Source organism: Microbacterium lushaniae (genome assembly GCF_008727775.1).
GTDB classification, from domain to species: Bacteria; Actinomycetota; Actinomycetes; order Actinomycetales; family Microbacteriaceae; genus Microbacterium; species Microbacterium lushaniae.
This window is the reverse complement of record NZ_CP044232.1, coordinates 1,923,538-1,948,106: the sequence shown is the minus strand read 5'-3', so window position 1 is coordinate 1,948,106 and position 24,569 is coordinate 1,923,538. Positions and strand designations below refer to the sequence as shown.

27 protein-coding genes and 1 tRNA gene are annotated in these 24,569 nt (G+C 69.8%); 22 read left to right on the top strand and 6 right to left on the bottom strand.

The window, feature by feature from the left end:
* The first annotated feature begins 47 nt into the window (after positions 1–47).
* The 12 genes from F6J85_RS09215 (at position 48) to era (ending at position 10,987) form a co-directional block, all read left to right on the top strand.
* On the top strand, positions 48–773 hold the full coding sequence (locus F6J85_RS09215; RefSeq protein ID WP_150924734.1) for a DUF899 family protein: 726 nt from the start codon (positions 48–50) through the stop codon (positions 771–773).
* A 57-nt stretch (positions 774–830) separates the two neighbouring features.
* A complete protein-coding gene (locus tag F6J85_RS09210) occupies positions 831–1,481 on the top strand; it encodes a DUF1990 family protein (RefSeq protein ID WP_150924733.1) in 651 nt (216 codons plus the stop codon).
* Positions 1,481–2,698 carry a radical SAM family heme chaperone HemW gene (gene hemW, locus F6J85_RS09205; protein WP_150924732.1) on the top strand — a complete coding sequence of 406 codons (1,218 nt, stop codon included), beginning with the start codon at positions 1,481–1,483 and terminating at the stop codon, positions 2,696–2,698. Before F6J85_RS09210 ends, hemW begins: the two co-directional genes overlap by 1 nt.
* A gap of 78 nt (positions 2,699–2,776) precedes the next feature.
* Complete coding sequence (gene hrcA, locus F6J85_RS09200; protein WP_150924731.1) at positions 2,777–3,817, top strand: heat-inducible transcriptional repressor HrcA; 1,041 nt, start codon at positions 2,777–2,779, stop codon at positions 3,815–3,817.
* Positions 3,818–3,868: 51 nt separating this feature from the next.
* The gene (dnaJ, locus tag F6J85_RS09195; protein WP_150924730.1) at positions 3,869–4,990 is read left to right on the top strand and encodes a molecular chaperone DnaJ; all 1,122 of its coding nucleotides are present in this window, start codon (positions 3,869–3,871) and stop codon (positions 4,988–4,990) included.
* Between the two features lie 3 nt (positions 4,991–4,993).
* Positions 4,994–5,725, top strand: a complete 732-nt coding sequence (locus F6J85_RS09190; protein ID WP_150924729.1) for a 16S rRNA (uracil(1498)-N(3))-methyltransferase — start codon at positions 4,994–4,996, stop codon at positions 5,723–5,725.
* A gap of 90 nt (positions 5,726–5,815) precedes the next feature.
* Positions 5,816–6,163: an HIT domain-containing protein gene (locus F6J85_RS09185; protein ID WP_150920324.1), complete on the top strand. Its 348-nt coding sequence runs from the start codon at positions 5,816–5,818 to the stop codon at positions 6,161–6,163.
* Complete coding sequence (locus tag F6J85_RS09180; protein WP_191906564.1) at positions 6,141–7,247, top strand: PhoH family protein; 1,107 nt, start codon at positions 6,141–6,143, stop codon at positions 7,245–7,247. Before F6J85_RS09185 ends, F6J85_RS09180 begins: the two co-directional genes overlap by 23 nt.
* Complete coding sequence (ybeY, locus tag F6J85_RS09175; RefSeq protein WP_150920326.1) at positions 7,244–7,711, top strand: rRNA maturation RNase YbeY; 468 nt, start codon at positions 7,244–7,246, stop codon at positions 7,709–7,711. The genes F6J85_RS09180 and ybeY overlap by 4 nt, the downstream gene beginning before the upstream one ends.
* A complete protein-coding gene (locus tag F6J85_RS09170; RefSeq protein ID WP_150924727.1) occupies positions 7,708–9,045 on the top strand; it encodes a hemolysin family protein in 1,338 nt (445 codons plus the stop codon). Before ybeY ends, F6J85_RS09170 begins: the two co-directional genes overlap by 4 nt.
* Positions 9,046–9,107: 62 nt before the next feature.
* Entirely contained in the window at positions 9,108–10,079 is a 972-nt protein-coding gene (bsh, locus tag F6J85_RS09165; RefSeq protein ID WP_150924726.1) for a choloylglycine hydrolase, read from the top strand.
* A complete protein-coding gene (gene era / locus F6J85_RS09160) occupies positions 10,079–10,987 on the top strand; it encodes a GTPase Era (RefSeq protein ID WP_150920329.1) in 909 nt (302 codons plus the stop codon). The genes bsh and era overlap by 1 nt, the downstream gene beginning before the upstream one ends.
* Here the strand turns inward: era and F6J85_RS09155 are convergent.
* Entirely contained in the window at positions 10,984–11,604 is a 621-nt protein-coding gene (locus tag F6J85_RS09155) for a hypothetical protein (RefSeq protein ID WP_150924725.1), read from the bottom strand. The genes era and F6J85_RS09155 overlap by 4 nt on opposite strands.
* Positions 11,605–11,778: 174 nt before the next feature.
* Between F6J85_RS09155 and leuA the strand changes: the two genes are divergently transcribed.
* Positions 11,779–13,539, top strand: coding sequence for a 2-isopropylmalate synthase (gene leuA / locus F6J85_RS09150; protein ID WP_150924724.1), 1,761 nt, complete (start codon positions 11,779–11,781; stop codon positions 13,537–13,539).
* Positions 13,540–13,609: 70 nt separating this feature from the next.
* Here the strand turns inward: leuA and F6J85_RS09145 are convergent, their stop codons facing one another.
* A complete protein-coding gene (locus F6J85_RS09145) occupies positions 13,610–14,308 on the bottom strand; it encodes a trimeric intracellular cation channel family protein (RefSeq protein ID WP_150924723.1) in 699 nt (232 codons plus the stop codon).
* A 60-nt stretch (positions 14,309–14,368) separates the two neighbouring features.
* Between F6J85_RS09145 and recO the strand changes: the two genes are divergently transcribed.
* From recO to F6J85_RS09130, 3 genes are all read left to right on the top strand, one after another.
* Entirely contained in the window at positions 14,369–15,094 is a 726-nt protein-coding gene (gene recO / locus F6J85_RS09140; RefSeq protein ID WP_150920333.1) for a DNA repair protein RecO, read from the top strand.
* The gene (locus F6J85_RS09135) at positions 15,094–15,900 is read left to right on the top strand and encodes an isoprenyl transferase (RefSeq protein WP_150924722.1); all 807 of its coding nucleotides are present in this window, start codon (positions 15,094–15,096) and stop codon (positions 15,898–15,900) included. Before recO ends, F6J85_RS09135 begins: the two co-directional genes overlap by 1 nt.
* Positions 15,901–15,964: 64 nt before the next feature.
* On the top strand, positions 15,965–16,651 hold the full coding sequence (locus tag F6J85_RS09130) for a DsbA family oxidoreductase (RefSeq protein ID WP_150924721.1): 687 nt from the start codon (positions 15,965–15,967) through the stop codon (positions 16,649–16,651).
* Between the two features lie 6 nt (positions 16,652–16,657).
* Here the strand turns inward: F6J85_RS09130 and F6J85_RS09125 are convergent, their stop codons facing one another.
* Positions 16,658–17,158, bottom strand: coding sequence for a glutathione peroxidase (locus tag F6J85_RS09125; RefSeq protein WP_150924720.1), 501 nt, complete (start codon positions 17,156–17,158; stop codon positions 16,658–16,660).
* A 53-nt stretch (positions 17,159–17,211) separates the two neighbouring features.
* Here F6J85_RS09125 and dusB point away from each other — a divergent pair, with 53 nt between their 5' ends.
* The 6 genes from dusB (at position 17,212) to F6J85_RS09095 (ending at position 22,907) form a co-directional block, all read left to right on the top strand.
* Complete coding sequence (gene dusB, locus F6J85_RS09120) at positions 17,212–18,384, top strand: tRNA dihydrouridine synthase DusB (RefSeq protein WP_191906563.1); 1,173 nt, start codon at positions 17,212–17,214, stop codon at positions 18,382–18,384.
* Positions 18,374–19,711, top strand: a complete 1,338-nt coding sequence (locus tag F6J85_RS09115) for a deoxyguanosinetriphosphate triphosphohydrolase (RefSeq protein WP_191639910.1) — start codon at positions 18,374–18,376, stop codon at positions 19,709–19,711. Before dusB ends, F6J85_RS09115 begins: the two co-directional genes overlap by 11 nt.
* Complete coding sequence (gene dnaG / locus F6J85_RS09110; RefSeq protein ID WP_150924718.1) at positions 19,711–21,576, top strand: DNA primase; 1,866 nt, start codon at positions 19,711–19,713, stop codon at positions 21,574–21,576. The genes F6J85_RS09115 and dnaG overlap by 1 nt, the downstream gene beginning before the upstream one ends.
* Positions 21,577–21,609: 33 nt before the next feature.
* On the top strand, positions 21,610–22,383 hold the full coding sequence (locus F6J85_RS09105; RefSeq protein ID WP_150924717.1) for an ATP-binding cassette domain-containing protein: 774 nt from the start codon (positions 21,610–21,612) through the stop codon (positions 22,381–22,383).
* A 62-nt stretch (positions 22,384–22,445) separates the two neighbouring features.
* Positions 22,446–22,518: transfer RNA gene (locus tag F6J85_RS09100), tRNA-Asn, on the top strand.
* A 179-nt stretch (positions 22,519–22,697) separates the two neighbouring features.
* On the top strand, positions 22,698–22,907 hold the full coding sequence (locus F6J85_RS09095) for a hypothetical protein (RefSeq protein ID WP_150924716.1): 210 nt from the start codon (positions 22,698–22,700) through the stop codon (positions 22,905–22,907).
* A 9-nt stretch (positions 22,908–22,916) separates the two neighbouring features.
* Here the strand turns inward: F6J85_RS09095 and F6J85_RS09090 are convergent, their stop codons facing one another.
* From F6J85_RS09090 to def, 3 genes are all read right to left on the bottom strand, one after another.
* Complete coding sequence (locus tag F6J85_RS09090) at positions 22,917–23,180, bottom strand: hypothetical protein (protein ID WP_150924715.1); 264 nt, start codon at positions 23,178–23,180, stop codon at positions 22,917–22,919.
* Between the two features lie 40 nt (positions 23,181–23,220).
* On the bottom strand, positions 23,221–23,907 hold the full coding sequence (locus F6J85_RS09085) for an HAD family hydrolase (protein WP_150924714.1): 687 nt from the start codon (positions 23,905–23,907) through the stop codon (positions 23,221–23,223).
* A gap of 79 nt (positions 23,908–23,986) precedes the next feature.
* Positions 23,987–24,553 carry a peptide deformylase gene (gene def / locus F6J85_RS09080; RefSeq protein WP_150924713.1) on the bottom strand — a complete coding sequence of 189 codons (567 nt, stop codon included), beginning with the start codon at positions 24,551–24,553 and terminating at the stop codon, positions 23,987–23,989.
* Positions 24,554–24,569: the final 16 nt, after the last annotated feature.

The window sequence follows — 24,569 nt, the reverse complement described above, 5'->3', positions numbered from 1 at the left end:
TCGCCGCAATCTTTACACGACTGCGCGATAGGTTTAGCGTACCGCGCATGGACACTCACCGCACACCGCTGCCACCGATCGTCGACGGCGAGGAGTGGGACCGCCGACGCGCCGTCCTGCTCGCGCGCGAGAAGGCGCACACTCGCGAGGGCGATGCGATCGCCGCGGAGCGCCGAAGGCTCCCCATGACGGAGATCGACCCCGTGGCCCTGATCGGGCCGAACGGCGCGACCTCGCTCCTGGACATCTTCGACGGCCGCGACGAACTCGTCGTCTACAAGCACATGTGGTTCGACGGGCAGCCGTTCGAAGAGCAGTGCGAGGGCTGCACGATCAGCATCTGGGACTTCCAGGATGCGGTCTACCTCCGCGAGGCCGGCGTCTCCTTCGCCGTCTTCACGGAGGGCCCCTACGAAGAGGTCGCGCCGTTCCGCGAGTTCATGGGCTACACGCATCCGTGGTACTCCACTCGCGGCATCACCGATCCCGCGATCGCGGGGGGTGGTGGCATCTCGAGCTACCTGCGCGTCGGTGGCCGCGTCTTCCTCACGTACGAGACGTACGGCCGCGGGGTCGAGACGATCATGAGCTCGCTGCACCTGCTCGACCTGACGCCCTACGGACGCCGTGAGGCGTGGGAGGACTCGCCCGAGGGCTGGCCTCAGATCGCGCCGTACTCGTTCTGGCGCAGAGACGGCCGTCCGACGGCGCAGTGGACGCGGCCGGGAGCGACCGCCGTGCACAGTCACGAGCACGCGCACGTTCATCAGTGACGCCCCTCGGGGTGCGGCCGCAGACATCACTCGGCAACGCGAAGTAGCCTGGAAGGCATGCGCCGCGGGACTTTTCGAGATGAGACGGTGGACTATGCCGCCGTGGGGGCCACGCAGGCGCCCGACCTCCTCCAGTACCCGCCGGAGCGCTCGATCCCCGCGGAGGAGAGCTGGCGGATCGGCAGCGGCGAAGAGCGCTTCACCACCGCGAGCGAGGCCCTGCTGTCGTGGGCTGCACAGCGGGAAGGCGGCCTGACCATCACCGATGTGCGCCCAGCTCCCGGCCCGATGTACTCGGGTGTCGGATACGACGCCGAGGGCAACCCGATCGCACCCAGTCGCCTTGAGTCCGAGCAGCGGTTCGACGCGGAGGGCATGCCGTTCGTGGCCCCGGGGACGACCGTCCGCCTGCACGGACGCGTGCGCCGTCTGCGCGCCGACGCCGAACTCCGCGTGATCTCGGTCGTCGAGGAGCCCCGCCGCGTCGGGTTCATCCTCGGAACCGTGGGGAATTCGGTCGTCAGCGGGGAGGAGTTCTTCCTGCTGGAGTGGCGTGACAACGACGAGGTGTGGTTCACCGTGCGCGCCTTCGACGCACCCGCCGCGCTGATCTACCGCCTGTATCCCCGGCTCATCCGCCACCGCCGGCGCGACCTCTTCCAGCGTTATCTGCGCGCGATCTCGCCGCTGTACGCCACGTCGTCCTGATGGGCGCTGCCCTTCCTCTCGGCGACCCGGCACCGGCCGACGGCGCGCTCCCACTCGACGTGCGCACCGATGCCGGCGTCGACTTCGGCGTATACCTGCACGTGCCCTTCTGCCGCGTGCGGTGCGGGTACTGCGACTTCAACACGTACACCTCCTCCGAGTTGCGAGGCGCGCGTCAGGACCAGTACGCCGACACGCTGCTGCGTGAAATCGAACTGTCGGTCGGCGTGATGGCGGCGGCCGGCCCGCTGCGGGCCGCATCCACCGTCTTCCTCGGCGGCGGCACGCCCACCCTCCTGCCCGCGGGCGACCTCGCGCGGATGCTCGACGGCGTGCGCGATGCGTACGGCCTCGTTCCCGGGGCCGAGGTGACGGTGGAGGCCAACCCCGACACCGTGACGGATGCGGTGGCCGCCGAACTGGCCGCGGCCGGGGTGACCCGCATGTCGATCGGAATGCAGTCCGCCCGCCCGCACGTGCTGGCGGCACTTGACCGCACGCACGACCCCGCCAACGTGCGCACCGCGGTCGCCGCCGCGCGTGCGGCCGGCCTGGATGTGAGCGTCGATCTCATCTACGGCACACCGGGGGAGTCGCTGGAGGACTGGCGCGCCTCGCTCGAGGAGGCGATCTCGCTCGGACCCGATCACCTGTCGGCGTACGCGCTCATCGTGGAGGACGGGACGAAGCTGGCCCGCCAGATCCGCCGCGGAGAGCTGGCCGAACCCGACGACGACCTCGAAGCCGACATGTACGAGCTCGCCGACGACATGCTCGGCGCCGCCGGACTGCAGTGGTACGAGGTCTCCAACTGGGCGCGTGGGCCCGAGCACCGCTCCCGTCACAACCTCGCTTACTGGCGCGGCGCCGACTGGTGGGGCTACGGCCCCGGCGCGCACAGTCACGTCGCGGGGCTGCGGTGGTGGAACGTGCGTCACCCCGCCGCTTACGCCGCGCGGCTCGCGCAGGGCGCCTCGCCGGCGGCGGGGCGGGAACGGCCGGATGCGGCATCCCGGCGTCTGGAGGAGGTCCTGCTGCGCTCGCGCATCCGCGAGGGCTACCCCGTCGCGGAGCTGCTCGCGGAGGGGCGGCACGCGGTGGCAGGGCTCGTGGCGGACGGCCTCGTCGAGGGAGCGGACGCGGTGCGCGGCCACATCGTGCTCACGCGGCGCGGGCGGCTGCTGGCCGACGCGGTCGTCCGCACCCTCACGCAGTGAGCCTCGGCGGCCGTTCGGACTTCTCCGCTAGAATTGGCACTCAGAGTGTATGAGTGCCAGCGCCTGGAAAGGAGTGCCATGGTCACCGAACGCGGGCTCCAGGTGCTGCGGGCCATCGTGCAGGACTTCGTCGACACGAGAGAACCGGTCGGCAGCAAGGCGATCGTCGAGCGGCACGCGTTCGGCGTATCGGCGGCGACCATCCGCAACGACATGGCGCTGCTGGAGGATGAGGAGCTGATCATCGCTCCCCACACCTCCTCCGGGCGCGTTCCCACCGACAAGGGCTACCGCGTCTTCGTCGACCACCTGGCGGAGCTGCGCCCGCTCTCGGCTGCGCAGCGTTCGGCGATCGTGTCGTTCCTCGACGACTCGGGCGACCTCGACGACCTGCTCGGCCGCACCGTGCGCGCTCTGACGCGCCTCACGGGCCAGGTCGCGATGGTGCAGTACCCCTCGTTCGCGACGGCGAACGTCACCCACGTCGAGCTCGTCAGCCTGGGCGGCGGCCGCATGCTCGTGGTCGTCGTCACCGACACGGGTCGCGTGACGCAACGGATGGCGTTCTCTCGCGAGGAGCCCACCGAGTCCGATCTGGCCCAGCTGCGCAGCCGGATCGGAGGCCTCGTCGTGGGGCACTCGGTGCGCGATGCGTCCGAGCGCCTGGCCACGATCCTCAGCGGCAGCTCGCCCGCTGCCGGCGGCGTCGACGCCATGGCGCAGCCGATCCTGCGGGTGCTGGCGGAGGAGCTCGAGGAGTTCCGGCAGGACCGGCTCGTCATGGCCGGTGCGGCGACGCTCGCGCGCCGAGAATCCGACTTCCGCGGCAGTATCTACCCGCTCCTGGAGGCGATCGAGGAGCAGGTGACGCTGCTGCGCCTGATGAGCGAGATGGTCGCCGACGAGCAGGGTCTGTCGGCGAGCATCGGACGTGAGAACGAGCCGTTCGGCCTGACCGAGGCATCCGTGCTCGTGAGCGATTACGACGCGCCGGCCAGCGGTGCCCGGGTCGGGCTGCTCGGTCCCACCCGGATGGACTATCCCTCCAACCTCGCGGCGGTCCGCGCCGTCGCGCACTATCTGACCCGGATGCTCGAAGAGGACGAGAACAGCCGCTGAGGCGCATCCGGTCTACGAACGATCCCGCCGAGAGCGGGCAGGAAGGCGACTGTGGCTGACCATTACGAGGTCCTTGGCGTCGCGCGCGACGCGTCACCCGACGAGATCAAGCGTGCGTACCGGCGACTGGCACGAGAACTGCATCCCGACGTCAATCCCGGCGAGGATGCGGCGGAGCGCTTCAAGCTCGTCACGCACGCGTACGACGTGCTCAGCGACCCGGATCAGCGCCGCCGGTACGACATGGGCGGCGACTCGAATCCGTTCGCCGGCGCGGGAGGGGCCGCAGGCTTCGGCGGCTTCAGCGACATCTTCGAGACCTTCTTCGGCGGTGCCGGCGGCGGGCGCGCCGGGCGTCCCCGGTCGCGGCGCGAGCGCGGGCAGGATGCGCTGGTGCGCGTCAACCTGGAGCTCGGCGACATCGTGTTCGGCACGCACCGCGACCTCGAGGTCGACACCGCCGTGCTGTGCGAGACGTGTCAGGGCTCGTGCTGCCAGCCCGGCACGTCCGAGGTGACGTGCGACATCTGCCACGGCAGCGGCAACGTCCAGCGCACCGTGCGGAGTCTCCTCGGCAACGTCGTGACGTCCCAGCCGTGCACCACGTGCCAGGGCTACGGGACGACCATCCCGTACCCGTGCGCGACCTGCCAGGGCCAGGGCCGCGTCCGCGCGCGCCGCACCGTGTCGGTGGACATCCCCGCCGGCGTGGAGACCGGCCTTCGCCTCCAGCTCCCCGGCTCGGGCGAGGTCGGCCCCGCGGGCGGCCCGAACGGCGACCTGTACCTGGAGATCCACGTCGCCGCGCACGAGGTGTTCAGCCGCGAGGGCGATGACCTGCTGGCGACCCTGGAGGTGTCGATGCCCGACGCCATCCTGGGCACCGAGACGACGATCGAGGCTCTGGACGGCGAGGTGGAGCTGGAGGTGCGTCCCGGTGTGCAGTCCGGTGACGTCCTGACCATCAAGGGCCGCGGCATCACGCCGCTGCGCGGCACGCAGCGCGGAGACCTGCGGGTGGGCGTGCATGTGGTGACCCCCACCCGCCTGGACGGCAAGGAGCGGGCCCTCATCGAGGAGTTCGCCCGCCGCACGAAGGCGCCGGGGCCGCACCTGGCGGAGTTCCATCAGGGGCTGTTCGCGAAGCTGCGCGACCGGTTCCGGAACGGCTGACCCGTGGCGCTGCACTTCCTCGCCGACACCGCGTCCACCGCGCAGCCCGGCGATGACGTGGTGCTCAGCGGAGCCGAGGCACACCACGCCGCGAACGTCCGGCGCCTGCGTGCGGGGGAGACGGTGACCGTGGGCGACGGCCGCGGAGTGTGGCTGGAGGGTGCAGCGACGCAGGTGTCTGCGCGGGAGGTGGTCGTGCGCGTCGCGACGCGCACGACGGTGGATGCGCCCACCCCGCAGCTGATCCTCGTGCAGGCCCTCGCGAAGGGTGACCGCGACGAGCTCGCGGTGCAGGCGGCCACCGAGCTCGGCGTCGACCGCATCATCCCGTGGCAGGCCGAGCGCAGCGTGTCTCGCTGGGACGGCAAGGCCGACAAGGCCCTCGCCCGCTGGCGCACCATCGTGCGGGAGGCCGCCAAGCAGGCCCACCGCGCGTGGCTGCCCGAAGTGGCGGAGCCCGTCGACACCGCCGGGCTCACGCGGCTGATGCCGGGGGTTCGGATGCTGGTGCTCGAGCCGTCGGCGACACAGCCGCTGACCGCTTTGGACCTCGGCGCCGATTCCCGCGGAATCGCTCTCGTGGTCGGTCCCGAAGGCGGTGTGTCGCCGAACGAGCTGTCGGCGCTGTCGACCGCCGGCGCGGAGCCGGTGCGCCTCGGGACGACGGTGCTTCGGACCTCGACCGCGGGCGCGGCGGCCCTGTCGGTCGCCAACGTCGCGCTCGGCCGCTGGTGACACCGGTCTCCTGATCGCCTACCCGCCCCGTCGGCAGCGGGGTCGCGAGGGGCTCGCCTCGTAGGGGTGGCCGGTGAATAGACTGGACCTATGAGCGAACCATCGATCTTCACGCGCATCCTCGAGGGCGAAATCCCCGGCGAGATCATCGCGGAGACCGAGAACGCCTTCGTCATCCGCGACATCGCACCCAAGGCTCCCGTCCACCTGCTGGTGATCCCCAAGTCGAGCGAGTACCGCAACGTCGTCGAACTGGCCGCCGGTGACCCGAGCCTCCTCGCCGAGATCGTGGGCCTTGCCAACAGCGTCGCGGCCGAGCACGCGGGGGGCGACTTCCGCCTCGTGTTCAACACCGGACCCAAGGCGGGGCAGACCGTCTTCCATGTCCACGCGCATGTGCTCGGCGGCGACCTGGATGAAGCGAGCCTCGGTGCCTGACGATTCCGACGTCGCCGTCGATCACGTCTACGCGGACGGCGTGGCGATGGTGCAGCTCCTCGGCCCGCAGGACCGGCTGCTGCGTGTCGTGGAGAAGGAGCATCCCGACGTGGACGTGCACGTGCGCGGGAACGAGATCACGCTCACCGGGCCCCGCGAGGCGGTCGCTCGCGCGCGCTCCCTCGTGGACGAGCTCCTGGCGATGACCAAGGCGGGACACGGTCTCGACCCCACCGACGTCTCCAGCTCCAGCCGCATCCTGCGCAGCAGCGCCGAGGCCGGTGGCGGTCCGCGCCCCTCCGAGGTGCTCGGGGAGGCGATCCTCTCTTCGCGCGGCAAGGTCATCCGGCCCAAGACGCTCGGCCAGAAGGCGTATGTGGACGCCATCGACGAGAGCACCATCGTCTTCGGGATCGGGCCGGCCGGTACGGGGAAGACGTATCTCGCGATGGCCAAGGCAGTCCAGGCGCTCCAGCGCAAAGAGGTCAGCCGCATCATCCTCACCCGGCCCGCCGTCGAAGCCGGCGAGCGGCTCGGGTTCCTTCCCGGCACGCTCACCGACAAGATCGACCCCTACCTGCGACCGCTCTACGACGCCCTCAACGAGATGATCGACCCCGAGATCGTGCCGAAGCTCATGGCAACGGGCACGATCGAGGTCGCACCGCTGGCCTACATGCGCGGGCGCACGCTCAACGATTCGTTCGTCGTGCTCGACGAGGCGCAGAACACCACGCCCGAGCAGATGAAGATGTTCCTCACGCGTCTGGGCTTCGGCACGCGGATGGTCGTCACCGGCGACATCACGCAGGTCGACCTGCCCCAGGGCACGTCCGGTCTGCGCCTGGTCACCCGCATCCTCTCCAGCGTCGACGACATCCACTTCGCCTACCTCACGAGCGACGACGTGGTGCGGCACACACTCGTCGGCCGCATCGTCGACGCGTACAGCGAGTACGACGAGAAGCGCCTGGTCGCCAAGCGCGAGCGCGACGAGGCCGGCGAGTTCGCCAATCGCGCCGAGCGCCGCGCCGGCCGCACCGGCGGGCCGCGCGACCACATGCCGAGGCGAGGCCGATCATGACCATCGAGATCAACAACGAGTCCGGCGTCGAGGTGGACGAGAAGGTGCTGCTGCGCCTCATGGAGTACAACCTCGACGAACTGCACGTCAGCCCCGACGCCGACGTCGCCATCGTCCTGGTCGACGAAGGCGCCATGGAGGCTCTGCACGTGCAGTGGATGGACGAGCCCGGTCCCACCGACGTGCTGAGCTTCCCCATGGACGAGCTGCGCCCCGGCACCGAAGACATGCCCACACCGGCGGGGCTCCTGGGCGACATCGTGCTCTGCCCGCAGGTGGCCGAGGCGCAGGCGGTCGCCGCCAAGCACTCGACCCAGGACGAGCTCATCCTCCTCACCACGCACGGCCTGCTCCACCTCCTGGGGTTCGATCACGCGGAGCCGGCCGAGGAGCGGGAGATGTTCGCGCTGCAGAAGGACCTCATCGTGGGCTTCCAGTCGGCTGAACGCCGCCGTCGCGCATGACCGAAGCGCTCCTGCTCGTCGGCGCGCTCCTCCTGGTCGCCTTCGGCGGGCTCATGGTCGCGGTGGAGGCGGCGCTGGGCGTGACGTCGCGCTCCGACCTGGCCGACCTGGCCGCCGAGGGGCGCAGCGCCACCTCCCTGCGCCGGATCGCGGCAGACCCCGACGCGCACGCCAACGCCGTCTCGTTCATCCGCGTCCTGGCCGAGACCAGCGCGGCCGTGCTGGTGACGGTGGCGTTCGTGCTGCTGTTCGACAACCTCTGGTGGGCGACGCTGGCAGCGGCGGTCATCATGACCGCGATCTCCTTCGTCGCGGTCGGGGCCAGCCCGCGCTCGGTGGGCCGCCAGCACGCCCGGGGGCTCCTGCGCGCCGCGGCGCCGGTGATCCGGGGTCTGCGCATCATCCTCGGCCCGCTGGCGTACGCTCTGGTGGCTCTGGGCAACCGTGTCACGCCCGGCGTCTCGCACGGCTCATCCTTCGCCTCAGAGGAGCAGCTGCTCAGCATCATCGACGAAGCCGCCGAGAACGAGCTCATCGAAGAGGATGACCGCGAGCTCATCCATTCGGTCTTCGATTTCACCGACCGCTACGTGCGCGAAGTGATGGTGCCGCGCACCGACATGGTGTCGGTCGACGCCGGGGCGAGCACCCGCGAGGCGCTCACGCTGTTCCTGGAGAAGGGCATCTCGCGCGTCCCGCTGATCGACGACGAGGCCGACGACGTGGTCGGGATGCTGTATTTGAAAGACCTCGTGCAGTTCGGGTTCCGCGACGAGCAGGGGTGGCGGGATGCTCCCATCCGCCGCATCGCCCGCCCTGCGGTGTTCGTGCCCGAGTCGATGCGCGCCGAGACACTCCTGCAGCAGATGCGGCGTGACGCCGTGCACGTGTGCCTGGTGATCGACGAGTACGGCGGCGTGTCGGGGCTCGTGACCCTGGAAGATCTCATCGAGGAGCTCGTGGGCGACATCTCCGACGAGTACGACGCCCGCTCGAGCGAGATCACCGAACTCGAGCCCGGGAAATTCCGCGTCAGCGCGCGGCTGGGCGTGGACGAGGTGGGCGACCTGTTCGGCATCGAGGTGGACGACGAGGACGTCGACTCCATCGGCGGCCTGCTGGGCAAGGCTCTCGGCCGCATCCCGCAGCCGGGGGCCACGGCCGAGTACGCCGGGCTCGTGATGACCGGCGGCGCATCCCGCGGACGCGGGCGCGGGATCGCGACGGTTTTCGTCGAGCGCGCCGAGGAGCCCGCATCCGAGGAGACGCCGACGCGTCCGCGCACCGGGGAGATCCGGGTGGACCCTAGACGGGACACCGACACCTCTGCCTAGGATGGGTGCCCCCGGCGCCCATCGAACCGACGCGGGACACACGAGAAGTCGGAGGCAGCCCGATGTGCACGGCAACCAATTACACGACCAAGGACCACTACTTCGGTCGCAACCTCGACCTCGAGTTCTCCTACAACGAGGCGGTCACCGTCACCCCGCGGAGTTTCCCCTTCGAGTTCCGTAAAGAGCCGGCGCTGGACACGCATCACGCCATCATCGGAATGGCGACGGTGGTGGACGGCTATCCGCTGTATTACGACGCCACGAACGAGAAGGGCCTCAGCATGGCGGGGCTGAACTTCCCGGAGAACGCCGACTACAAGCCTGAAGCCGACGGCAAGACGAACATCACGCCGTTCGAATTCATCCCGTGGATCCTCGGGCAGTTCGAGACGGTGGCGCAAGCGCGCACGGCGCTCGCTTCGCTGAACCTCGTGAAGATCAATTTCAGCGACGCGTACCCCCTTTCGCCGCTGCACTGGATCATCTCCGACCGGAACGAGTCGATTACTGTAGAGAGTGTGAAGGAGGGGCTGAAGGTCTACGACAACCCCACCGGTGTCCTCGCCAACAACCCCACCTTCGACATCCAGAGCTTCAAGCTGAACGACTTCATGCACCTGTCCACGTACCCTCCCGAGAACAGGTTCTCCGAGGACCTGCCGTTGGACACCTACAGCCGCGGAATGGGCGCGATCGGCCTTCCCGGGGACCTGTCGTCCTCCTCCCGCTTCGTCAAGGCGGTGTTCACGAAGATGAACTCGGTCTCGGGAGACTCCGAATCGGAGTCGATCAGCCAGTTCTTCCACATCCTCGGATCCGTCGCCCAGCAGCGGGGATGCGTGCATGTCGGCGACAAGTTCGAGATCACGATCTATTCGTCCTGCTGCAACACCGATCAGGGCGTCTACTACTACACGACCTACGAGAACAGCCAGGTCACCGGCGTCGACATGCACAAGGAAGATCTCGACGGCACGGCGCTGGCCTCCTACCCACTGATAAAGGGCCAACAGATACACATGCAGAATTGATGGACCACGCCTCCGCACCCGATAAACGATCCGGCTTCGTCACCTTCGTGGGTCGACCCAACGTGGGCAAGTCCACGCTGACGAACGCGCTCGTCGGGGAGAAGGTCGCGATCACCAGCGACAAGCCGCAGACGACGCGCCGCGCCATCCGCGGCATCGTCAACCGCCCCGGTGGGCAATTGGTGATCGTGGACACCCCGGGCATCCACCGCCCGCGCACCCTGCTCGGCCAGCGCCTCAACGACCTCGTGGAGCAGGTGCTGGGCGACGTCGACGTCATCGCCTTCTGCGTGCCCGCGACCGAGAAGGTGGGCCCCGGCGACCGCCGGATCGCGGATTCGCTGTCGGGGTACGCGCGCGCGAAGAAGGTCGCCATCGTGACCAAGACCGACGCCGCCTCGCGCGAGCAGATCACCGAGCGCCTCATCGAGGTCGACGCGCTGCGGGAGGACTGGCATGCGGTGATCCCGCTGTCGGCCCTCACCCACGATCAGCTGGACGTGCTGGCCGACGAGCTGCTCCCGCTGATGCCGGAGGGGCCCGCCCTGTACGAGGAAGGCGTCGTCACCGACGAGTCGCTGGAGGACCGCATCGCCGAGATCATCCGCGAAGCCGCGCTGGAAGGCGTGCGCGACGAGCTCCCGCACTCGATCGCCGTCACGATCGACGACATCGCCACGCGGGAGACCGGATCGATGACCGACATCCACGCGAGCGTGGTCGTCGAGCGCGACAGCCAGAAGTCGATCATCATCGGTCACAAGGGATCCCGGCTGCGGGATGTGGGCGCGCGGGCGCGCGCGCAGATCGAACCGCTCGTCGGCACGCGGGTGTTCCTGAAACTCCACGTGCGCGTGGCCAAGGAATGGCAGCGCGACCCCAAGCAGCTCGGGCGCCTGGGCTTCTAGCCCTCCCGCACGGAGCGCAGCGCCGAGGTGACCACGACCAGGCCGTCGCCGTACTGGGCGTCGGCCTGGCGCTGCCACGTCCCGTCGTCCCACACCACGACGACCTCGAGCCGGCCGTCGCGGGGGGTGGCGGTCAGGAACGCGTCGGCGAAGCGGCCGACCGCCTCCTCGCCGATCCGCGCCAGCTCCTCCTCGTCGGCCGTTCCCGTGCCGTCGGGCCAGGGGAACGGCTCCGGGTCGTACAGGGCCAGAGGCGTGGCATCCGTCGTCACCGTGAGCGCCTCACCGTCGTAGCGGCCCTGCACCGCGTAGGCCCCCCAGCGCACGTCGCCGGAGGAGGCATCGGGCACGACGTCGTCCCACGACCAGCCGTGCAGAGGGATGCCGCGGCATTGCGGCGGGAACGACTCGGCCACCGGCCCGAGGCACAGCTGCGCGCCGTCGCCCTCGTCGAGCACCGTTCCTGCTCCCACCACCTCCTCTTCCGGCAGCGCGGGCTCCTGCCGGCCGGCGGCGGAGGGGGTGCTCGCGCACCCGGAAAGCAGGGCCGCCGCCGTGCACACGGCAAGCAGGGGGGTCGAACGCAGGATCCGCCGCATACCTGAGTGTGTCTCCACAGCCCGGATCGTCTCACGTCGTTCGACCGCGCGAGCGAGCAGGTGTAGCCTGACATCGTGCTTTCCGGCGGTCTGCTCCTTCTTAGCTGCCGCGGCGAGGCCTCGTTCTAAGGGCCTTCCTCGTCGCGGAGCTTGTCGTCGGCCCGAATCCTCGACAACCGGAAGCGATCCCTCATGAAGAACACCCAGCAGCCGTCGGGCATGCCGACGCACAAGTACCGTCCGTTCCACGAGCAGATCCGTGTCGACCTGCCCGATCGCACGTGGCCCGACGCACGCATCACGACCGCGCCGCGCTGGTGCGCCGTCGACCTGCGTGACGGCAACCAGGCCCTCATCGACCCGATGACACCCGAGCGCAAGCGCGTGATGTTCGAGCTGCTCGTGCGCCTGGGCTACAAGGAGATCGAGGTCGGTTTCCCCAGCGCCAGTCAGCTGGACTTCGACTTCGTCCGCCAGCTCATCGAGGAAGACCTCATCCCCGACGACGTCACGATCCAGGTGCTGACCCAGGCGCGCGAGCACCTGATCGCCCGCACGTACGAGTCTCTCGCCGGCGCGAAGCGCGCCATCGTGCACCTGTACAACTCCACGAGCGTCGTCCAGCGCGAGGTCGTGTTCCGCACCGACAAGCAGGGCATCATCGACATCGCGCTCGAGGGAGCGCGCCTGTGCCGCCAGTACGAGAAGACCGTGCCCGAGGTGGAGATCTTCTACGAGTACTCGCCGGAGAGCTACACCGGCACCGAGCTCGAGTTCGCCGTGGACATCTGCAACCAGGTGCTCGAGGTGTTCGAGCCGACCCCCGAGCGCAAGGTCATCATCAACCTGCCCGCCACGGTGGAGATGGCCACGCCCAACGTGTACGCCGACTCCATCGAATGGATGTCGCGGCACCTGAACCACCGCGAGAACGTCATCCTGTCGCTGCATCCGCACAACGACCGCGGCACCGCCGTGGCAGCGGCGGAGCTGGGCTACATGGCCGGCGCCGACCGCATCGAGGGATGCCTGTTCGGCAACGGCGAGCGCACCGGCAACGTCGACCTCGTCGCCCTCGGCGTGAACCTGCTGACGCAGGGCGTGGACCCGCAGATCGACTTCAGCGACATCGACCAGATCAAGCGCACCGTGGAGTACTGCAACCAGCTGCCCGTGCCCGAGCGCAGCCCGTGGGCCGGCGACCTCGTCTTCACCGCGTTCAGCGGGTCGCACCAGGACGCCATCAAGAAGGGCTTCGAGGCGATGGAGGCCCGCGCGCAGGCGGCCGGCGTCAGCGTCGACGAGATCGAGTGGGCGGTGCCGTACCTCCCGGTCGACCCGAAGGACCTCGGCCGTTCGTACGAAGCCGTCATCCGCGTCAACTCGCAATCGGGCAAGGGCGGCGTCGCCTATCTGCTGAAGAGCGATCACGCGCTGGATCTGCCGCGGCGTCTGCAGATCGAGTTCTCCGGTGTCATCCAGGCCAAGACCGACACGGACGGCGGCGAGGTCACGAGCGCCCAGATCTGGGAGGTCTTCACCGACGAGTACCTCCCCACGTCCGTCGAGGACAACCGGTGGGGACGGTTCGAGCTGGTGGGAACGCGCACCTCGAGCGATCTGACCGGTGACGTCGAACTGAACGTGCGTCTGCGCGACGGCGACGAGGTCGAGGAGGCCACCGGCCACGGCAACGGCCCCATCGCGGCGTTCCTCGACATCCTGCACGACCGGGGCTTCGACATCTCGCTGTACGACTACGTCGAGCACACCCTCAGCGCCGGCGGCGACGCGCAGGCGGCGGCGTACGTCGAGCTGCAGGTCGATGACCAGCGGCTGTGGGGCGTCGGCATCGACGGCGACATCTCGACAGCGTCGCTGAAGGCGGTCGTCTCCGCGGTGAACCGCGCCATCCGCGCCCGCCGCGAGTCGCCCTCGCTCGCCGCGGTCTGACCACCTGCCGCTCCGCTCCTGCCCCGAGAAGCCGCGCAGGCGGCATCTCACGGCAGGAGCGGGCGGGAGGTCAGTCTGCGTCGTGGGGGCGCACGACCGGGATGGTCGAGGTCTCGACGGCGACCTTGCGCCGATGCAGCATCCGCTGTTCCGGCAGCGACACGTCGAAGACGACGGCGAGGATGCGGATGACCGTCGTCACGACGATCCCGGCGATCGCCGCGATCTGCAGCGGCGCGCCGAGCGCCTCCGCGGTGGCCAGGACGGCGCATCCCGCACCGGCGGCCACCGCATAGAGCGATCCGACGTGCATGATCGCCACCGGCAGGCCCATCATCATGTCCCGCAGCACGCCACCCCCCACCGCCGAGCACACCCCGACGAAGACGGCGGGCACCGGCGGAAGGCCGATTGCGAGCGCCTTGCTCGTCCCGAACGCGCCGAACAGCCCGATCACGAGCGCGTCCAGCGCGATGATGGCGGCGTTCAGGCGCTGGAAGATGCCGGCCAGCAGCATCCCGACCAGGGCGGCGCCCGAGGCGGTCAGCAGGTACCAGTTGCTCTGCAGCGTCGCGGGGACCACCCCCAGCAGCAGATCGCGGATGAGGCCGCCGCCCATCCCGGTGACGATGCCGATGATCGCCACGCCCAGCAGGTCCAGCCGCTGCTGACCGCGGAAGCCCGATGCGAACAGCGCCCCCTGAACGCCGCCGAGGCCGACGGCGAGGAGGTCGGCCCACAGAGGGATGATGAGCATCTGCGACGTCATGGAACCATTCTCCTGGCGCGCGCTTCGCGGGGAAGCCTCAGGCGGGCGGATAATGGGGTGGTGCCCACCTACCGCGACGAGGTCGTGGTCCTGCGGACCCACAAGCTGGGCGAAGCGGACCGCATCGTGACGATGCTCGGTCGCCGGCACGGGAAGATCCGCGCGGTGGCCAAGGGGGTGCGCCGCACGTCGTCCCGGTTCGGCTCGCGCCTGGAACCGTTCATGGTGGCCGACGTGATGCTGTACAAGGGCCGCTCGCTCGACATCGTGCAGCAGGCGGAGTCCCTCGGTGCGTACGGTGCCGACATCGCCGTGCACTACGACCGGTACACCTCCGCGAACGCGATGGTGGAGACCGCCGACCGCCTGAACGAAGCGGAGGCGACCCCGCAGCAGTACCTGCTCCTCGTCGGCGGCCTGCGCGCGCTCGCGCGTGGCGAGCACGCCTCCCGCAGCGTGCTGGACTCGTACATGCTGCGGGCGATGGCGCTGTCGGGATGGGCGCCCGGCCTGGACGAATGCGCGCGGTGCGCAGCCCCCGGTGAGCATGAGGCGTTCGTCGCACAGCTGGGCGGGATGGTGTGCGCCGCGTGCGCCCCGGTGGGGTCGGCGCGCGTGGCGGCCCCGACGGCGTCGCTGCTGCGCTCACTGCTGCGCGGTGAGTGGCAGCAGGTCGACGAGGCGGCACCGGCGGCGACCAGCGCCGCATCCGGGCTCATCGCGGCATACGCGCAGTGGCATCTGGAACGTGGCATCCGCTCGCTCGCGCACGTGGAAGCCGGATGATGGCAGCCAAGCCCTACACGCATCGCGACGCGGTGCCCTTCCGACCCGTGGACTGGACCGGCGAGTATCCGCCGACCTACCCGCGGGGGGCGGTGCCGGCACACGTGGCGATCGTCATGGACGGGAACGGCCGGTGGGCGAACCGCCGCAGCCTGACCCGTGTCGAGGGGCACCGGGCGGGGGAGGCGGCGCTGCTGGACGTCGTGGCCGGGGCCATCCAAGCCGGGGTGAAGCACCTGTCGGTGTACGCGTTCTCGACCGAGAACTGGAAGCGCTCTCCCGACGAGGTGCGCTTCCTCATGGGGTTCAACCGCGAAGTGCTCCACCGTCGTCGCGACCAGCTCAACGAATGGGGCGTGCGGGTGCGGTGGGCCGGACGCAAGCCGCGCCTGTGGGGATCGGTCATCAAGGAGCTGCAGTTCGCCGAGCAGCTCACCGCCGGCAACGACGTGCTGACCCTCACGATGTGCGTCAACTACGGCGGGCGGGTCGAGCTCGTCGATGCGATGCGACGGATGGGGGAGGAGATCGCCGCCGGACGATTGAAGCCCTCCGCCATCACGGAGCGGCTGGTGGCCCGGCACCTCTACCAGCCCGACATGCCCGACGTCGACCTGTTCGTGCGCTCCAGCGGCGAGCAGCGCACGTCGAACTTCCTGCTGTGGGAGTCCGCGTACGCGGAGTTCGTGTTCCTCGACACGCTGTGGCCCGACTTCCGGCGCACCCACCTGTGGGATGCGATCGACGTCTACCTCGACCGCGACCGCCGGTTCGGGCACGCGGTGGATTCGCCCGGCGGCATCTGACCACATTCCGTCCGATCATGCCGCTCCGGGAATACGAGAGGCGCCGGTGCTCGTTGCACGTGTTGTGAGTGAAGCGATCAAGATCGACGTGTGGAGTGACATCGCCTGCCCCTGGTGCTACATCGGCAAGCGGAACCTGGAGCGTGGCCTGGCGGAGGTGTCGACCGACCCCGACGCCCCGCAGGTGGAGGTGGAGTACCACTCGTTCGAGCTGTCGCCGGACACTCCGGTCGATTTCGAGGGGAGCCAGATGGACTACCTCTCCCAGCACAAGGCGATCTCCCGCGAACAGGCCCAGCAGATGCTGGAGCGCGTCACCGGCGTCGCCGCCGAGGCGGGGCTCTCGTACCGGTTCGATCTGCTCCAGCACACCAACACCGTGAAGGCCCACGAACTGCTGCACTTCGCCAAGGCGCAGGGCCGTCAGCTGGAGATGGTCGAGCGGCTGATGTCGGCGTACTTCGTCGAGGGCCGCCACCTGGGCCGAACCGACGAGCTCGTCTCGCTCGCATCCGAGGTCGGTCTGCCTGCCGACGAGGCGCGCGCGGCTCTGGAGTCGCAGCGCCACCTCGGCGATGTGCGGGCCGATCAGGAGCAGGCCGCCGCGTACGGCATCAACGGCGTCCCGTTCTTCGTGATCGATGGTCAGTACGGCGTCAGCGGCGCGCAGCCCCCGGCGGCTTTCGCTCAGATCACGCGGCAGCTGTGGGCCGAACGCGCCGGGCAGCCGGCTAACGTGTCGGCCGGATAGGGCCCGTCAGCGGGGGAGCGCGTCCTCGATGACAGAGACGATCGCCTTGTCATCGGGCGCGACCTGCGAGCGGAACCGGTGTACGCCTCCCGCGGGCGTGATCACGAACTTCTCGAAGTTCCACAGGACGGGACCGTGCGTGCCGTCGAGGTCGGGTGCGCTCTTGAGCGCCTTGTAGACCGGCGCTGCGGCCGACCCGTTGACGCGCACCTTGTCCATGATGGGGAAGGTCACGCCCCACGTGGTGGAGCAGTACTCCAGGATCTCCTCCACCGAACCCGGCTCCTGCCCCAGGAACTGGTTGCAGGGAAAGCCCAGCACCGTCAGTCCCCGATCGCCGTAGGTGCGCTGGAGCTCCTCGAGCTTCTCGTACTGGGGAGCCAGTCCGCACTTGGAGGCGACGTTCACGACCATCACGACACCGTCGCCGTAGTCGCCGAGCGTGGCGGTGTTTCCCTCCGCCGTGCGGAAGGGGATGCTGCGCAGATCTGTGGACTCCGTCGTCATCTCCCCAGGTTAGTTCCTGCCCGCGGCGGCAGGCTCCGTTCGTCTGGGAGAATATGACTGTGACCACCGCCCTCGCCCCGACGCGCCCGCTGCGCATCGGACCCCACGTGCTCGACGCCCCCGTCGTGCTTGCGCCGATGGCAGGCATCACCAACACCGCGTTCCGGCGTCTGTGCCGCGAGTACGGCGCAGGCCTCTACGTCAGCGAGATGATCACGACCCGGGCACTCGTGGAGCGCAACGCGACCACGATGCGCCTCATCCGCCACCACGAGTCCGAGACGCCGCGCTCGATCCAGCTCTACGGCGTCGATCCCGCCACGGTCGAGGCGGCCGTGCGCATCCTCGTGGAAGAAGACCGCGCCGATCACATCGATCTGAACTTCGGATGCCCCGTGCCCAAGGTCACGCGCAAGGGCGGGGGAGCGGCCCTGCCGTGGAAGACGTCGCTGTTCCGCGACATCGTGACCCGCGCGGTGCGCGCAGGAGGCGACGTGCCGGTCACCGTGAAGATGCGCAAGGGCATCGACGACGATCACCTCACGTTCCTGGACGCGGGCCGGATCGCGGAGGATGCCGGCGCCGCCGCCGTCGCGCTGCACGCCCGCACCGCGTCGCAGTTCTACTCCGGCGTCGCGGACTGGGCGGCGATCACGGCGCTGAAGGAGGCCGTGACGAGCATCCCCGTGCTGGGCAACGGAGACATCTGGTCGGCGGAAGACGCCGTGCGCATGATGGCCGAGACCGGATGCGACGGCGTCGTCGTGGGCCGCGGCTGCCTCGGCCGCCCGTGGCTGTTCGGCGACCTCGCCCGCGCGCTCGGGCCTTCGACGGCCGCGGCCGGTGCGCCGGTGGATGCCACGCTCGGCTTCGTCGCGCAGGCGTTCCGGCGCCACGCCGAGCTGCTCGTGGAGTTCCTGGAGGACGAAGCCCGCGGATGCCGCGACATCCGCAAGCACGTGGCGTGGTACTTCAAGGGCTACCCCGTGGGCGGTGACGTGCGCGCGGCGCTGGCCACGGTGTCCACCCTCGCCCAGATCGATGAGCTGCTGGCCGGGCTCGACCACGACGCCCCGTACCCCGGCGCCGCCGCCGAAGGGCAGCGCGGCCGCGCGGGCAGCCCCAAGCGCGCAGCGCTGCCGGACGGCTGGCTGCAGTCCCGCGAGCTGGGCGACGCCGCATCCCGCCACCTGGCCGAGGCGGAGCTGGATTCCAGTGGCGGTTGAGGTCACGTCCGGCGGCTCCGCCCGGCCCGCCGGTTACGGCGACTCCGACGCCGACCGCTTCCGTCCGGAGGAACACCGCTCCCGCCGCGACGACTTCGCCCGCGATCGCGCCCGCGTGCTGCACTCGGCGGCACTGCGGCGCCTGGCCGCCAAGACACAGGTGCTCAGCCCGGCCAGCCCCGCCGACTTCGCCCGCAACCGCCTGACGCATTCGCTCGAAGTCGCGCAGGTGGGCCGCGAACTCGCCACGGCTCTGCAGCTCTCACCCGACGTGGTCGACACCGCGTGCCTCAGTCACGACCTGGGGCACCCGCCGTTCGGTCACAACGGCGAACGAGCCCTCAACGAGTGGGCCGAGGACATCGGCGGATTCGAGGGCAATGCGCAGACCCTGCGCATCCTGACCCGGCTCGAGCCCAAGGTGATCGATGCCGATGGACGCAGCCATGGGCTGAACCTCACTCGGGCGAGCCTGGATGCCACGTGCAAATACCCGTGGACGGCGGATCACCCCGTGCCCGACCCCGGCGGCCGGCTGAAGTTCGGGGTCTACCCCGACGACGAGTCGGTCTTCCGGTGGATGCGCGAGGGCGCGCCCGGCCGGGTGCGCTGCATCGAAGCGGAGGTCATGGACCTCTCCGACGACATCGCCTACTCGGTGCACGACTTCGAAGACGCCATCACCAACCGCTACCTCGATCCCTCCCGGCTCTCCGATACCGCCGAGCACGGCGCCCTGCTCTCGGCCATCCAGACGTGGGTGGGATACGACTTCGCCCGCGACGAACTGGAAGACGCCCTCTTCCGGCTCATGCGCCTTCCGGAATGGATCGACGGCTTCGACGGCACGCGTCCCGCGCTGGCACGGCTGAAGAACCTCACGAGCGACCTGATCGGACGATTCGCGCGAGCGGCGACCACCGCGACGCGCGAGGCCTATCCCTTCGAGACGCTCACGCGCTACCGTGCCCACGTGGTGGTGCCCCGCGTGATCGAGGCCGAGATGGCCGTGCTCAAGGGCATCATCGGCGCCACCGTCGTCTCGATCGAGGGGCGCCGGGCGCTGTACAAGGAGCAGCGCCGCGTGCTCAAGCGGCTCGCCACCGCCCTGTGGGAGGCGCCGGAGGCGCTGGACCCCCTGCATGCGGCCGACTTCGGCGCGGCAGAGGACGACGCGCAGCGCAAACGCGTCGTGGTCGACCAGGTCGCCAGCCTGACGGATCAGCTCGCCCTGGCCTGGCACAGCCGCCTGGTCGGCGAGGTGGACGCCGCATCCATCGGGATCTGGGCACCCGGAGCGACGCGCTCGGCGGGGATCGGACGCTGATGGCCGGCCGCATCCGCCAGAGCGACATCGACGAGGTCAAGGCCCGCACGAACATCGCCGACATCGTGGGGGAGCGGGTCGCGCTCAAGGCCGCCGGGGTCGGATCGCTCAAGGGCCTGTGCCCATTCCACGACGAGCGCAGCCCGAGCTTCCACGTGCGCCCGCAGGTCGGCTACTACCACTGCTTCGGATGCGGCGAATCCGGCGATGTCTATTCGTTCCTGCGGGCGATGGACCACGTGTCGTTCACGGAGGCGGTAGAGCGTCTGGCGGCACGGGTCGGGTACACCCTGCACTACGAGGACGGCGGCGCAGCGCCCGAGACCAGCGGCCGGTCGCGGCTGTACGCCGCCAACGCGGCGGCGGCGGAGTTCTATCGTGCCCGGCTGTCCGACCCCGACGCCGACGCAGGCCGGCGCTTCCTGGGGGAGCGCGGATTCGATGCCGGCGCCGCTGCGCACTTCGGAGTCGGCTACGCGCCCAAGGGTTGGTCGGCGTTGACCGACCATCTGCTGGCGCAGAAGTTCACGCGCGAGGAGATCACCCAGGCGGGGCTGGTGTCGCAGGGCCAGCGCGGGGTGTACGACCGGTTCCGCGGGCGCCTGGTGTGGCCGATCCGCGACGTGACCGGTCAGGTCATCGGCTTCGGCGCACGCAAGCTGTACGACGACGACCCCGGCCCGAAATACCTCAACACCTCCGAGACGCCGATCTACAAGAAGGCGCAGGTGCTCTACGGCCTCGACGTCGCCAAACGCGAGATCTCCCGCGCCCACCGGGTGGTCGTGGTGGAGGGGTACACCGACGTGATGGCCTGCCACCTGGCCGGCGTGACGACCGCGGTGGCCACGTGCGGCACGGCGTTCGGCACCGACCACATCACGGTGCTGCGACGGGTCATGGGTGATGACTCGGCGTCGGGCGAGGTGATCTTCACGTTCGACCCGGATGCGGCGGGCCAGAAGGCCGCGCTCCGGGCTTTCGGCGAGGAGAAGAGGTTCGCGGCGCAGACGTACGTCGCCGTGGCGCCTGGAGGCCTGGATCCGTGCGACCTGCGGCTGGAGCGCGGTGACGGAGCCGTACGGGCGCTTCTGGAGACGAAAGCCCCGATGTTCGAGTTCGTCATCGACCAGCGCCTGGCCGGCTTCGACCTCGCCACGGTGGAAGGGCGAGCCGGCGCTCTCCGCGCGGCGGCGCCCATCGTCGCCGAGATCCGCGACCCCTCCCTCCGCCCCGGGTACACGCGCGTGCTCGCGCGCCGCCTGGGGCTGGACCTGCCGGAGGTCGCCGCCGCCGTCGAGCGGGCCGCACGGGCGGCGAGCCGCACGGGGAGCACCGAGCGCCCCGCCGCGCCGCGTGCGGGCGCTGCCCAGGACGAGCAGCCGGTGCAGGTGCGCGTGTCGATCGCCTCGCTGCCACGTGACCGAGACACGGCGCTCGAGCGCGATGCGCTGATGTCGTTCCTGCAGTACGGACACAGGGTCGACCCCGTCATGCTCGCCCGGGCCCTGGCGGTGACGTTCCGTTCGCCCGCGCTGGAAGTGGTGCGCACGGCCATCGCCGCCGGTGTGGATGCCGCCCGACCGGGGTGGGCCGCCGATGTCGTGGGTTCGGTGCGCGAGCCGTTCCGCTCGCTGGCCGCAGAGCTGCTCACCGCCGATTTCCCTGCGCGCGACGAGAACCACGCCGTGGCGTCGGCGAACGACCTCGCCCGGCGTCTGGTGGTGCGTTCGCTCGAGCGCGAGAAGACCGACCTCCTCGGTGCGATTCAACGCGTTCCCGCCGACTCCGAGGAGGGCCGGGGCTTCCGCATCCGACTGCGCGATCTCGACCGGGAGCGGCAGCGTCTGATCTCGGCCGAGTAGCGCGAGGCTCCCTGCGCACGGCAGGATGGAGGGGTGCGTCGCCTCACCGAAGCGGATACCGCCGTCCGCGCCGACGATCTGTCCCTCGCTCGTAGCGGCACGAGGGTGGTCGAGGGAGTGTCGATCACCCTGCCGCGCGGGGGAGTGCTCGCCGTCATGGGCCCCACCGGCGCCGGCAAGTCCACGCTCGCGGCCTTCCTCGCCGGCCGCACCGAAGACGGGCTGAGCGCCGTCGGCGGCTCGGCCGACGTCGAGGGCATCGATGCGCGCCATCCCGGCCGCGCACGCCGGCAGCTGACCTACGTGGTCGGATACATGCCGCAGCGCGCCGGCGCTGACCTGCCCTCGCGCCTGACCGTGTCGGAGGTCATCGCCGAGCCGATCACCAGTCGCGACCGCCGCGTGAACGCGCGTGCGCTGGCGGTGCGCGTGGCGACGCTCCTGGACGAGATGCAGCTGCCCCTGGGCGCCGCGGCGAAGTACCCGTACGAATTGAGCGCCGGGATGCGCCAGCGTGTCGCCCTGGCGCGTGCCCTCGTGCTCGAGCCCCGACTGCTGGTCGCGGACGACCCCTACGCGAACCTCGACATCGAGGTGCGCACCGCAGCCCGCGACGCGATCATCCGGCGCCGCGACGATCACGGGATGGCTGCGCTGATCGTCACCAACGACGTGGACGCGACGCGCGAACTCGACGCCGACGTGCTCGTGCTGCGGGGCGGGCACCCGGTGGCGTACGGCCACGGCGCCGACGCGCTCCTGTGGACCCCCGACGGCACCGATGCGCAACGCGCGGCGGTGCGCTGAGTTCGGAACTCGCGCGATGCTTTGCTAGCATGGTGGGGTTGCGCGCACGACGCGGAACATATTCCTCGGTAGCTCAATTGGCAGAGCAATCGGCTGTTAACCGATAGGTTCTTGGTTCGAGTCCAAGCCGGGGAGCGAGAGTACCGCGTCATCTAACGCGGCTCTCACCTAAGGCCCGGGCTTCCACCCCGGGCCTTTCCCTTTGTGCCCGACACGCCGGGTGCCGACGATGTCGGGAAACGGTTCTCGCGTGTCCGGATGCTGCGTCGCACCGCTGCCGGGTAGCCTCGGACGCAGCGGAAGGAGTGCGGCGGATGGGGGAGCGCAGGATGCGGACGAAGGGTGAGCGGGTACCGCGCCACGGACACGCGTTCGTCACGGTCACCGCCCGTGACGCGAACGGCTTCCTGCACCACTTCGACGAGATCGAGGCCCCCGTGGGCGCACTTCATGAAGCCCTCGCCATCCTCCAGCTGAAGTCCACGGCCATGGAAGCCGCGCACCGCGAGGCCCACTCGGCCTGACGGCCCGCGTCAGGCGGCGCGGCGCAGCGGCGGGTACTCGTCAGCTCGGGCGGCGACCTCATCGGCCGGGTGCTCGACGAGCGCGATGACCCGATTGGCCATGAAGCGGGCTGTGCGCACCGGCGTTCCCGAGCGGGTCACCTCGGAGACTTCGACGAGGCCTCTGCCATGGGTCACGTCCACTCGGCGCCCTGCGCGGCTTGCTTCGATCTCATACGTGCGAGCGGCGCCGCCACCCGCGTCGATCACGATCTCTACCCGATCACCCTTCATGCGTTCTCCTCCGCAGGGGAGAACAGTCCAGGTCAGCCGCTTATTCCTGCCCTCCGCTGAGCGGGCTTGCATCCAGTTCGCGCAGGAGCGCCGCCACATCGTCGTACACGGCGACAGCGCCGGCGGAGCGAAGGTCATCGCGTCCGGTTCCGCCGCTGAGCACGCCGATGCAGGGCACCCCGGCGCGAGCCGCGGCCTGCACGTCCCACACCGCGTCGCCGACCATGACGGCGCGGTCCGGCGTCACGCCCGCGCGCTCGACCGCGACATTGAGGATGTCAGGTTCGGGTTTCGCGGTCTCGGCGTCCTGAGCCGAGGTGACCACATCCAGCGTGTCGCCCATGTCGAGCACCTGCAGCAGGATCTCGAGCTCTTCCGGCGGAGCGGAGGTGGCCAGCACGATGGTGTGTCCGCGATCGGCGAGAACCTGCAGCAATTCGTGTGCACCGTCGAACACACGCAGGCGCTCGGACATCGCTGCATAGAGCCGCGCGTGCGCCTCCTTCACGGCCGGGCCGACCGCGTCGGCCTGCTCGCCGAGCAGTTCGTCCAGGAGTATTCCGGAGTCCATCCCGATCGCGCGATGGATCCGCCACGTATCCACGGGGTGATCCGCCTCCCTGAACGCACGTGACCACGCGTCCACGTGGAGGTAGTTCGAATCCACGAGGGTCCCGTCGATGTCGAACAGCACGGCCAGAGGCGTCGAGCGATCGGATGCGTCCATGCGCCTACTCAAGCGCCCACCCGGCCCCTGAGAACAGGGGTGGCGGCTGGAGGCCGGATGTGACAGACGCCGCCGTCCGTCAGGCGTCGAGGTCGTCCACGCCCGGCAGCCAGGCGGCGCCGGGCCGGCCCCACCCGCGCTTACGGGCGATCTTCTGCGTCGTCTTCCAGTCGCTGTCATCCAGGCGGTCGATGTAGAGAACGCCGTCGAGGTGATCGAATTCGTGCTGCATGATCCGTGCGCGCCACCCCGACACCTGGATGCGCACGGCCTCTCCGTCGAGGTCGGTTCCGGTGACCACGACCTCTTCCGAGCGACGGAGCGGGAACCGCTCGCCGGGGAACGACAGGCACCCCTCCGACTCGTCGTCGGGATCGGGGACGCCGGGCTCCAGCGGACGCATCCACAGGTCCGGGTTGATGATCACACCCCGCCAGGGGGCACCGTCGTCGTCGGTGTAGCTGTACACGTACAGCCGCAATCCGACGCCCACTTGGGGAGCGGCGAGGCCCACGCCGGGCGCAGCATCCATCGTCTCGAACATGTCGGCGACGAGCCGGCGGATGTCGTCGGTGATCTCGGTGACGGGGTCGGCGGGGGCGTGCAGGACGGGATCGCCCATGATGCGAATCGGGAGAACAGCCACGCCTTGAGCCTATCGA

Excerpts from the sequence above, each read along its gene's own strand:
- ybeY (WP_150920326.1), top strand. The coding sequence starts at position 7,244 with ATGACCATCGAGATCAACAACGAGTCCGGCGTCGAGGTGGACGAGAAG.
- hemW (WP_150924732.1), top strand. The coding sequence starts at position 1,481 with ATGGGCGCTGCCCTTCCTCTCGGCGACCCGGCACCGGCCGACGGCGCG.
- dnaG (WP_150924718.1), top strand. The coding sequence starts at position 19,711 with ATGGCCGGCCGCATCCGCCAGAGCGACATCGACGAGGTCAAGGCCCGC.
- F6J85_RS09090 (WP_150924715.1), bottom strand. The coding sequence starts at position 23,180 with ATGAAGGGTGATCGGGTAGAGATCGTGATCGACGCGGGTGGCGGCGCC.
- bsh (WP_150924726.1), top strand. The coding sequence starts at position 9,108 with ATGTGCACGGCAACCAATTACACGACCAAGGACCACTACTTCGGTCGC.
- F6J85_RS09135 (WP_150924722.1), top strand. The coding sequence starts at position 15,094 with ATGGCAGCCAAGCCCTACACGCATCGCGACGCGGTGCCCTTCCGACCC.
- F6J85_RS09185 (WP_150920324.1), top strand. The coding sequence starts at position 5,816 with ATGAGCGAACCATCGATCTTCACGCGCATCCTCGAGGGCGAAATCCCC.
- F6J85_RS09145 (WP_150924723.1), bottom strand. The coding sequence starts at position 14,308 with ATGACGTCGCAGATGCTCATCATCCCTCTGTGGGCCGACCTCCTCGCC.
- F6J85_RS09125 (WP_150924720.1), bottom strand. The coding sequence starts at position 17,158 with ATGACGACGGAGTCCACAGATCTGCGCAGCATCCCCTTCCGCACGGCG.
- leuA (WP_150924724.1), top strand. The coding sequence starts at position 11,779 with ATGAAGAACACCCAGCAGCCGTCGGGCATGCCGACGCACAAGTACCGT.
- hrcA (WP_150924731.1), top strand. The coding sequence starts at position 2,777 with ATGGTCACCGAACGCGGGCTCCAGGTGCTGCGGGCCATCGTGCAGGAC.
- dusB (WP_191906563.1), top strand. The coding sequence starts at position 17,212 with ATGACTGTGACCACCGCCCTCGCCCCGACGCGCCCGCTGCGCATCGGA.
- F6J85_RS09085 (WP_150924714.1), bottom strand. The coding sequence starts at position 23,907 with ATGGACGCATCCGATCGCTCGACGCCTCTGGCCGTGCTGTTCGACATC.
- F6J85_RS09210 (WP_150924733.1), top strand. The coding sequence starts at position 831 with ATGCGCCGCGGGACTTTTCGAGATGAGACGGTGGACTATGCCGCCGTG.
- F6J85_RS09180 (WP_191906564.1), top strand. The coding sequence starts at position 6,141 with ATGAAGCGAGCCTCGGTGCCTGACGATTCCGACGTCGCCGTCGATCAC.
- F6J85_RS09095 (WP_150924716.1), top strand. The coding sequence starts at position 22,698 with ATGGGGGAGCGCAGGATGCGGACGAAGGGTGAGCGGGTACCGCGCCAC.
- F6J85_RS09170 (WP_150924727.1), top strand. The coding sequence starts at position 7,708 with ATGACCGAAGCGCTCCTGCTCGTCGGCGCGCTCCTCCTGGTCGCCTTC.
- era (WP_150920329.1), top strand. The coding sequence starts at position 10,079 with ATGGACCACGCCTCCGCACCCGATAAACGATCCGGCTTCGTCACCTTC.
- F6J85_RS09215 (WP_150924734.1), top strand. The coding sequence starts at position 48 with ATGGACACTCACCGCACACCGCTGCCACCGATCGTCGACGGCGAGGAG.